Genomic DNA, 8,587 nt, shown 5'->3' on the forward strand with positions numbered 1-8,587 from the left:
ACATATTATAGCTATATATTAGTAGTTATCATATAGTAATTAGAAGATGAAACTTATGACAGAAACATTAGAAAATATTTTAAAAGCTAATAAAAAGTATTCAGAAAAAATTAAAAATCAAAAAAAAACTACCACATAATGCGAAATTTGCAATAGTAACATGTATGGATGAAAGAATTGATCCTGTACAATTTGCTGGACTTAGAAATAATGCACATGTAATACGTAATGCTGGTGGAAGAGTAACTGATGATGTTATTAGATCACTTATAATTTCACATAAATTACTTGGAACACAGGAATGGTATGTAATACAACATACAGATTGTGGAGGAATGACATTTACAAATAATGAAATCACAGAACTTCTATCAGAAAGTCTTGAATCTGCAGAATACGGAGAAAATGGGTGGTATAATCCAAGTAAAGAAGGAGGATCTGCAGAGGGACAATATATTAATTTTTATCCAATAGATAATATTGAAAAAACAGTAACTGATGATGTTACACGTCTTAAAAATCATCCATTGGTACCATCTAATATTCCAATATATGGATACATATATGATGTTGAAAGTGGGGAATTAATAAAAGTTGACAAGGCCTGTTCCATAGGTACCTCTTGTGAATAGATTCATCTATATTCTTTTTTATTTTTTTATGAGTGGTAAAAACTATTTTTTTATATAAAAATTACTACTAATATAACATAACATATTTAAATAAGGTTATATATAAATTATATTATTATTCTTAAGTTTACTTATCTAGATTTTATGTATTTTTCATAATTTCATTCCTTGCACTTAAGAAGAATATTCTATATTTTTTAGAGGATTAGATATTTTTGAGTAGAAGAAAACGACCTAATTGGATAAACACTATAGCACTCGAGAGGATGCAGATACTGTTTGAACAAGCAGAGAAGGAATTTTCAAAACACCCAGAACGATCTGATCGATATGTTAAGTTAACTCGTAATATCTCTACTAAATATAATATACCATTACCTAATTATTGGCGAGGAAGGTTTTGTAAAAATTGTAATAAATTCCTTAAACCAGGGTCTAACTTAAGAGTAAGACTTTCTAACAACACTATTTCTAGAAAATGTCTAGAATGTGGTGATTTAAAGAAGGTTCCTTACACTAAAAAAAACTAGGGTTATATAATAAATAAATGGAGTAATGATTAATTTGAGCAAAGTCCAGAGTAGAAAAGAGATAATGAGAAATTCTTTAAATGCTATTGAAATTAATATTGGTAAAAATGGTATTAATGACAATGTAATTGAAGAAATAAAACGTCAATTAAAAGCTGGAGAAATTGTTAAAGTAAGATTTTCTAGAAATATTGCTTCTAATAAGGACGAATTCCTAGAAACTATTGTTACTAAAACAAAATCTAAGTTAATTGATGTTCGTGGTAATGTAGCTGTATTATATAAGAGAAAGTAATCTCTAAAAGTATAGGTAAAAACTAAAACATTATAATTTAATAGGAGGCAAATTAAACCATGACAACAGCATTTGATGTACCTGCTGAAAGTTTAATTAGCGCAGTAAGTAAAGAATTAAAAGAAAATGATAAAATAAACACACCAACATGGGCAATGTTTGTTAAAACAGGAGTTCATAAAGAACGCAGACCTGAAAACCCTGATTGGTGGTATGTAAGAACAGCAGCTCTTTTAAGAAGAGTATATGTAGATGGTCCAGTTGGAATTAGTAGATTACAAACTAAATATGGTGGCAACAAAGATAGAGGAACTAGTCCTGAAAAATTCAAAAGAGGTAGTGGATCTATTATCAGACATGCATTACAACAATTAGAAGCTGCTGGATATGTTCAACAATCTGAAGAAGGAAGAACTGTAACACCTGCAGGACAATCCTACTTAGATAATAAAGCAGCAGAAATAATTAAAGATATTCCAGAATTATCAAAATACTAAATTAGTAAGTTGTTAATGATATGGAAATTAAAGGAGTTGTACTAAATGAGTGATCTTGACGAAATTAGACGTAGAAGAATGGAACAATTAAAACAACAGCAACTTGCAGCACAACAGCAACAAGGAGCTAGTTTAGAACAGATGCAACAAGAAGAACAGGCAAGGCAACAATTTGAAAATCAGAAAAAGAATGCTTTAAGGCAAATATTAACACCTGAGGCACGTCAGAGACTCGCAAACTTAAGATTAACTAAAGCAGAACTTGTAAATGCTATTGAAATGCAATTAATTCAAATGGCACAAGCTAAACGTTTACAAATTCCTGTTACCGATGCAACACTCAAACAAATCTTAAGAGAAACAACTAGTAATAAACGTGAAATTCATATCACACGAAAGTAGAATTTTAATATAATATATGATGTATTCTTATGAAAGCAGCTGTATTATATAGTGGTGGTAAAGATAGTTCATTAATGGCTGTTATATTAGACAGACTTGGATATGATGTAGAATTAATTACAATTAATTTTGGTATTTTTAATTCAAGTATTCCTGCACAAGAATCTGCTAAGAGTTTAGGTTTTAAACATAAAGTTTTAAATCTTGATAAAACAATTCTAACAGATGCAGTGGATATGATTATTAGAGATAATTTTCCAAATAATGGTATTAATCATATACACCATATGGTTCTTGAACATTTAGCTGATGAATATCAGGTAATTGCTGATGGAACAAGAAGAGAGGATAGAATTCCTAAACTTAAATTTTCTGAAATTCAAAGTTTAGAGGATCGTAAAGGTATTCAATATCTTAATTTAACAGGTATTGGATATAAAACCATAAATGATACTAGTGATAGATTATTTACTCTTCAAAAATCAGAAAGTAACATACATAATAGTTCTGATTATGAAATGGAAATTCGAGTCTTACTTAAAGAGAAGGGATATGACACTAATGAAATTTTTCCACAACATATTCAATCAAGAGTTATAGGATGGAAGGAAAATGAGTAGAAATAAAGATTTACCTAAAAAATTAAGATTAGCTAAAAAAACTAAACAAAACAGAAGAGTTCCTATCTTTGCTATGATGAAAACAAATAGAAAATTAAGAACTCATCCACAAGCTAGACAATGGAGTAGAAGTAAAATAAAAGTATAGGCTTATGGCTTTATAATTTTTATTTTATAAAATAAACGTATAGGAGTATAATAGAATGGAAAGAATTTACACAATTCCTCTAAGGGATGTTAAAAGAGTACCTAGAACAAAAAGGTCACCAAAAGCAATGAAATACATTAGAGAATTCATTCAAAAACACATGAAAGCAGAAGACGTTATCATTGATCAAGCTATTAACGAAAAAGTATGGGAAAGAGGACGAGAAAAAATCCCATCAAAAATTAAAGTTAAAGCTGTTGAAGATGATAAAACAGTAACAGTAACATTAGTAGATGAATAAATAATTTTTTTACTAAATGCTAACTATGAGATTATTATGTTATCTATCTCTTTATCATAAAATACGAGTTACTAAAGATTTAGATAATAATGTATACATGTAACAGAGAACTTAATCACTTCTCTACCTACTTAAATATAATCTAAAATATTTTAGAGATGGGTATTTTGATTATATTGATACATATTTAATAAAAAAAATAATAGTACACAGATGGAGTAATAAAAATGATACAAAAATTTGATATTGATGGAAATCCTAATTTAGGTGTTTCTATTTTGGCAAAGGATAATGTTGCTATAGTTTCACCAGGACTCCAAGATTCATACTTAAAAAGTATTAAGGAAACATTAAATGTACCAATAATTAAAACACCAATCTGTGGTAGTAATCTAGCAGGAGCATTAATGGCTGGAAATTCTAACGGTCTACTTATATCACCATATGTCTTTTCACATGAATTAGATGTATTACGTGAACATGATATTAATGTTGAAATTATGCCTGATAAATTAACTGCAATAGGTAATATTATTGTAGCTAATGATAATGGAGCACTAGTAAATCCAAGTTTATCTGATGAAGCTAAAAGAATTATTAAAAATACTCTTGAAGTAGAAGTTGTTGAAACTTCTATAGCTGGTTTAGATATTGTGGGTTCATTAGTTGCAGCTACCAATAGAGGCGCATTAGTACATCCAGATGCATCAGAAGAGGAATTAGATTTAGTTGAAGATGTATTAGGTGTACCTGCAGAAATCGGTACAGTTAACCGTGGAGTTAAACTCGTAGGAGCATGTATCATTGCAAATTCTAATGGAGTCATTGTAGGAAATAAAACTACAGGACCCGAACTAGCAAGGATTGATCAAGTATTTAATTTATTTGAGGGATCATTATGAAAACAAAAATATATAGAGTAAAAGGAAAATTATTAGATATAGATAAAACTAAACCATTTACACGTGAATTAAAAGGGACCAAAGAAGCAGATGTAGAAGAAAAATTATATTCTGAATTTGGTAGTAAACACAGATTAAACAGAAATCAAATAATCTTTGATGAAATTTCTGAAATAACAGCAGATGAAGTAACTGACCCTGTTGTACAAAATTTAATTTAAATGTGCCGTTGTAGACCATTAATTGAAAATGGAGAGTATTTCTTATGGAAGATAGACAAAAATTAGAACAAATGGTCACTGAAATTAACCAATTACAACAACAAGGTGAAACAATAACCCAACAAATTGAACAGTTAAATCAGTCACTTGCTGATATTACAACTGCTCAAGAAGCTGTTAAGGGTATTAAAAATGCTACAGGTAAACAAACTTTAGTTCCTATAGGAGCTGGATGTTTTATTGAAACAGAACTTAAATCTGAAGATATCATAGTAGGAGTAGGTTCTGATGTTGCAATAAAAAGATCACGTGAAGAAACTGAAAAAACTCTTCAAACTGATAAAGAAGAAGTACAAAAATTAATCGGTTCATTAACTGAACAATTACAAAAAATTAATGAATATATTGCACAAAAAAGACCTGAAGCAGAAAGATTAATGAAAGAAACAGGAGTACAATAGGTACTCTAAGTTTTAACTTCTTTTTTTTAAATAACCATCAAATATAAAACTATTTTTCATGGATTTTAATAATAAAATTGATTATCCACAATATTTCGATTCTCATATTAATTGATTTAATAAAGTATTATTAGTTATAAAAGTAATATATTTAATTAATAGATATTATTATATTTTTTAAAAATATAATGGATGTGAGGAGCTTGTTTGATTTTATAAGAAAACGAATAAATAAGACTATTAAAGATGCATCAGATGCTATACCAGAAGAAGAAATGGAAACTAATGAAACAGATACTGAAATTGAAGAAAAAAATGATGTATCTACTGGAGAAAAAGAAATTACTACGGATACAGAAGTATCTGATGATAATTCAAAGAATATGGAAGAATCTGAAGAAGATGATAAAGAATCAGACGATGATAAAGAAGAAAATAAGGGAATGTTTAGCTTTTTTAGAAGAAATAATGATTCTGACAATGATGATGAGTCTAAATCATCTGATGAAAAACCATCTGAGGATATAGTTGGTGATAATCAAGTTAATAAAGGGGAAATTGTCGAATCAGGTGATGCTGATAAATCAAAAGATAATGATAAAGAAGAAAATAAGGGAATGTTTAGTTTCTTTAGAAGAAATAATGATTCTGACAATGATGATGAGTCTAAATCATCTGATGAAAAATCTTCTGATAATATAAATGATAATAATCAAGTTGATAAAGAGAATGTTGAATCTATAGAAATGGACGAAAAATCTGAAGAAGAATCTGAATCTGTAGAAAAATCCAAAGAAACTTTAGATACAGAAGACGTTTTAGTAGAAAATCCACCAGATAATATTGAAAATAATGAAGATAAAAAAGAAGATAAAGGTCGTTTTGGATTTTTCAGTAGAAATAAAAATAAAGAAGCATCTAGCAATCAAAAAGATGAAAAAGAAGAAGATAAGTCTGATGATGATTCTGGAAGATTCTCATTCATCACTAAAAAAACAATAAAAGAAGAAGATATTGAAGATATTCTTGAAGAGTTAGAATTTTCATTAATTGAGGGTGATGTTGCATTTGATGTTGCAGAAAGAATAGTTGAATCTGTAAAAGAAGATTTAATTGGTAAAAAAATTAAACGTCGAGGAGATATGGAACTATTCACAACTAATGCTCTTAAAAAAGCAATTACAGAAATTATTGACAATGGATATTATGATTTATTAGGTGATATTGAAAAATCAAAAGAAAAAGGTGAACCATATAAAATAATGTTTGTTGGTATTAATGGTACTGGTAAAACAACAACAATTGCAAAAATTGCAACATATCTTGAAAAACATGGATATTCATCAGTATTTGGTGCATCAGATACATTCAGAGCAGGAGCTATTGAACAATTAGAACATCATGCAAATAACTTAAATCTAAAAATTATTAAACATGAACGTAATTCTGATCCTGCAGCTGTAGCATTCGATGCTGTAGAACATGCAAAAGCTTCGGGTAAAGATGTTGTACTTATAGATACTTCTGGACGTATGCAAACAAATGCTAATTTAATGGATGAAATGAAAAAAATCAAACGTGTATCACAACCTGACATAGTAATCTATGTGGGTGATGCTCTAATGGGTAATGATGCTACAGAACAAGCATCTAAATTTAATGAAGTTATTGATATTGATGGTATTATTTTAACAAAAGCAGATGCTGATGCAAAAGGTGGTGCAGCAATATCAATTGGTCATGTAATTCATAAACCAATATTATTTATTGGTACAGGTCAATCATATGATGATCTTATGGAATTTGAACCTGAATGGATGATAAATCAAATATTTAATGAGGAAGCAGAAGCTTAACTCTTTAATTTCTTTTTTTTATAATTAGTTTAGAAAAAGTATATTTGGGGGAGAAAATTGAATTAGTTGGAAAAATAATTTATTTTTTTGTTCCACCATACACTGCATTAGAATAATATTTCCATAATACATCTATTTCTTTAAATCCAACTTCTTCAAGTAATTTAATATGTTCCATTAAGGTTATGGGTACATCATTATTGTTTCTATTTTTCTTAAATGTCTCAATATCTTCATCTGTACAGCCATTTTCTTTCATATATTTAGAGGTCATTCTTTCATTAAGAATTATATTATAATCACTATTTGCTTTTATAACATCAGCATTGTAGAAGACTCCTCCTTCATATAATGAATCATAGATATGTTGATACATATCTTTTTTTGCTTGATTATTTGGTATATGATGTAGTGCAAGGGAGGATATAATTGCATCGTATTTATCAATAATATCAATTATAGTAAAGTCTCCTATTACATATTCAATATTATCATAATCTGATAATTTTTCCTTTGCAATTTCTATCATTTTCTCTGATAAGTCAAAACATGTAACTTTTCCATTTGGAAATCTTTCTAATACTTTTTTTGTAATGTTACCTGTTCCACATCCAAGATCAAGAATTCTTGGACTTTCATTATCAGGTATTGCATTGATTAGTGCTTCAATCATTTGATTATAATTTACTAAGTTTTTTTCAATTGTTGCATCATAATTTTCTGCTACTTCATTAAAATGTTGTTTTAAGTCTGCCATTTTTTTATTTTCCTCTTTTTATTTATATTAATTCATAATGTGATTTTGAATCTATTGCTAAGACAAGTACTACCCCAATTATTCCAATTATTAAACATATAATTAATGATTCTGGTGGTACTGTTACAATTTGAGTCATTGGTACACGTAGTGATCCTAACATTATACCAATTAGTGCTGCTACAGTTTCTTGTTTATGATGTTCAAGTAAATACTTTATTACTCTACTCATACCCATAAATCCTAATCCTGCACCTACAATAAACACAATAATATCACTTATTGCAAATTTATGTAATGCATTGATCATGTATTCATACTGTCCAAGTAGTAATAGAAGTGATGAACCAGATATTCCAGGTAGTAACATTGCACATATAGCTATAAATCCTGATATAAAAAGGATTGGCAGTGAATGTGCTGCTTGTATTGGATTTAATCCTACAAAGATATAACCAAGTATTGCAAAGATAACTGTTATTAAAATTGCTTTTATATTAAATGCATCTAATTGTTTGTATAATATGACTATGGATGCTAGAATTAATCCAGCAAAGAAGGAGTATGTAAATCCACCATAATTATTTAAAAGAAATGTGATAATTCCTGCCATTATAATCATAGCTAGTGCTATACCACAACATAGGGGTATGAAGAATTCAAAATCTACTTCTTCAAGTAATTGTTCCTTAAAACCATTTAAATCTCCTTTTAATAGTGGTTTTAAAAACATTAGTTTTATATTACTTATTGATCCAATTAACCTATCATATATTCCTGTTATAAGAGCTATTGTACCTCCAGATATTCCAGGCATAATATCAGACACGCCCATTAACAATCCTCTAAGAAAGATTGCTAAGATGTTATTTGAATTAACCATATTTTTTTTACTCCATTATTACCTTCTCATAATTTTATTGTTTAAATATTTGAAAAAGATAATATTTATAATTAAATAAGAA

14 protein-coding genes are annotated in these 8,587 nt (G+C 28.4%); 12 read left to right on the top strand and 2 right to left on the bottom strand.

The window, feature by feature from the left end; translation table 11 throughout:
• Window positions 1-152 precede the first annotated feature (152 nt).
• The 12 genes from A9758_RS00765 (at window position 153) to ftsY (ending at window position 6,865) form a co-directional block, all read left to right on the top strand.
• Window positions 153-632 (top strand): carbonic anhydrase, encoded by a 480-nt coding sequence (locus A9758_RS00765; protein ID WP_255359964.1) that lies wholly within the window; start codon window positions 153-155, stop codon window positions 630-632.
• Window positions 633-898: 266 nt separating this feature from the next.
• On the top strand, window positions 899-1,162 hold the full coding sequence (locus A9758_RS00770) for a ribonuclease P protein component 4 (RefSeq protein WP_232048216.1): 264 nt from the start codon (window positions 899-901) through the stop codon (window positions 1,160-1,162).
• Window positions 1,163-1,187: 25 nt separating this feature from the next.
• Complete coding sequence (locus A9758_RS00775; protein WP_011406191.1) at window positions 1,188-1,457, top strand: YhbY family RNA-binding protein; 270 nt, start codon at window positions 1,188-1,190, stop codon at window positions 1,455-1,457.
• A 59-nt stretch (window positions 1,458-1,516) separates the two neighbouring features.
• Window positions 1,517-1,954 (top strand): 30S ribosomal protein S19e, encoded by a 438-nt coding sequence (locus A9758_RS00780; RefSeq protein ID WP_011406192.1) that lies wholly within the window; start codon window positions 1,517-1,519, stop codon window positions 1,952-1,954.
• Window positions 1,955-1,999: 45 nt separating this feature from the next.
• Complete coding sequence (locus A9758_RS00785; protein WP_011406193.1) at window positions 2,000-2,356, top strand: DNA-binding protein; 357 nt, start codon at window positions 2,000-2,002, stop codon at window positions 2,354-2,356.
• Window positions 2,357-2,385: 29 nt separating this feature from the next.
• Window positions 2,386-2,976, top strand: coding sequence for an asparagine synthase-related protein (locus A9758_RS00790; protein WP_011406194.1), 591 nt, complete (start codon window positions 2,386-2,388; stop codon window positions 2,974-2,976).
• Entirely contained in the window at window positions 2,969-3,124 is a 156-nt protein-coding gene (locus A9758_RS00795) for a 50S ribosomal protein L39e (protein ID WP_048059712.1), read from the top strand. Before A9758_RS00790 ends, A9758_RS00795 begins: the two co-directional genes overlap by 8 nt.
• Window positions 3,125-3,179: 55 nt before the next feature.
• Window positions 3,180-3,425 carry a 50S ribosomal protein L31e gene (locus tag A9758_RS00800; protein WP_011406195.1) on the top strand — a complete coding sequence of 82 codons (246 nt, stop codon included), beginning with the start codon at window positions 3,180-3,182 and terminating at the stop codon, window positions 3,423-3,425.
• Between the two features lie 227 nt (window positions 3,426-3,652).
• Window positions 3,653-4,327, top strand: a complete 675-nt coding sequence (locus A9758_RS00805; RefSeq protein ID WP_011406196.1) for a translation initiation factor IF-6 — start codon at window positions 3,653-3,655, stop codon at window positions 4,325-4,327.
• Window positions 4,324-4,548: a 50S ribosomal protein L18Ae gene (gene rpl18a, locus A9758_RS00810; protein WP_011406197.1), complete on the top strand. Its 225-nt coding sequence runs from the start codon at window positions 4,324-4,326 to the stop codon at window positions 4,546-4,548. Before A9758_RS00805 ends, rpl18a begins: the two co-directional genes overlap by 4 nt.
• Window positions 4,549-4,592: 44 nt before the next feature.
• Complete coding sequence (gene pfdA, locus A9758_RS00815) at window positions 4,593-5,009, top strand: prefoldin subunit alpha (RefSeq protein ID WP_011406198.1); 417 nt, start codon at window positions 4,593-4,595, stop codon at window positions 5,007-5,009.
• Window positions 5,010-5,212: 203 nt separating this feature from the next.
• Window positions 5,213-6,865, top strand: coding sequence for a signal recognition particle-docking protein FtsY (gene ftsY, locus A9758_RS00820; RefSeq protein ID WP_011406199.1), 1,653 nt, complete (start codon window positions 5,213-5,215; stop codon window positions 6,863-6,865).
• Between the two features lie 79 nt (window positions 6,866-6,944).
• On the opposite strand, the gene A9758_RS00825 is transcribed toward ftsY, so the two are convergent.
• Together A9758_RS00825 and A9758_RS00830 are read right to left on the bottom strand one after the other, a co-directional pair.
• Window positions 6,945-7,622 carry a trans-aconitate 2-methyltransferase gene (locus tag A9758_RS00825; RefSeq protein WP_011406200.1) on the bottom strand — a complete coding sequence of 226 codons (678 nt, stop codon included), beginning with the start codon at window positions 7,620-7,622 and terminating at the stop codon, window positions 6,945-6,947.
• 22 nt (window positions 7,623-7,644) lie between these two features.
• Window positions 7,645-8,457, bottom strand: a complete 813-nt coding sequence (locus tag A9758_RS00830; protein WP_048059843.1) for a DUF368 domain-containing protein — start codon at window positions 8,455-8,457, stop codon at window positions 7,645-7,647.
• Between the last annotated feature and the right edge of the window lie 130 nt (window positions 8,458-8,587).

Source organism: Methanosphaera sp. A6, assembly GCF_001729395.1.
GTDB classification, from domain to species: Archaea; Methanobacteriota; Methanobacteria; order Methanobacteriales; family Methanobacteriaceae; genus Methanosphaera; species Methanosphaera stadtmanae.

Coding starts and splice junctions, on each gene's coding strand:
- A9758_RS00795 (WP_048059712.1), top strand. CDS start 2,969: ATGAGTAGAAATAAAGATTTACCTAAAAAATTAAGATTAGCTAAAAAA.
- A9758_RS00770 (WP_232048216.1), top strand. CDS start 899: ATGCAGATACTGTTTGAACAAGCAGAGAAGGAATTTTCAAAACACCCA.
- A9758_RS00825 (WP_011406200.1), bottom strand. CDS start 7,622: ATGGCAGACTTAAAACAACATTTTAATGAAGTAGCAGAAAATTATGAT.
- A9758_RS00775 (WP_011406191.1), top strand. CDS start 1,188: ATGATTAATTTGAGCAAAGTCCAGAGTAGAAAAGAGATAATGAGAAAT.
- A9758_RS00805 (WP_011406196.1), top strand. CDS start 3,653: ATGATACAAAAATTTGATATTGATGGAAATCCTAATTTAGGTGTTTCT.
- A9758_RS00785 (WP_011406193.1), top strand. CDS start 2,000: ATGAGTGATCTTGACGAAATTAGACGTAGAAGAATGGAACAATTAAAA.
- pfdA (WP_011406198.1), top strand. CDS start 4,593: ATGGAAGATAGACAAAAATTAGAACAAATGGTCACTGAAATTAACCAA.
- rpl18a (WP_011406197.1), top strand. CDS start 4,324: ATGAAAACAAAAATATATAGAGTAAAAGGAAAATTATTAGATATAGAT.
- A9758_RS00790 (WP_011406194.1), top strand. CDS start 2,386: ATGAAAGCAGCTGTATTATATAGTGGTGGTAAAGATAGTTCATTAATG.
- A9758_RS00830 (WP_048059843.1), bottom strand. CDS start 8,457: ATGGGCGTGTCTGATATTATGCCTGGAATATCTGGAGGTACAATAGCT.
- A9758_RS00780 (WP_011406192.1), top strand. CDS start 1,517: ATGACAACAGCATTTGATGTACCTGCTGAAAGTTTAATTAGCGCAGTA.
- A9758_RS00800 (WP_011406195.1), top strand. CDS start 3,180: ATGGAAAGAATTTACACAATTCCTCTAAGGGATGTTAAAAGAGTACCT.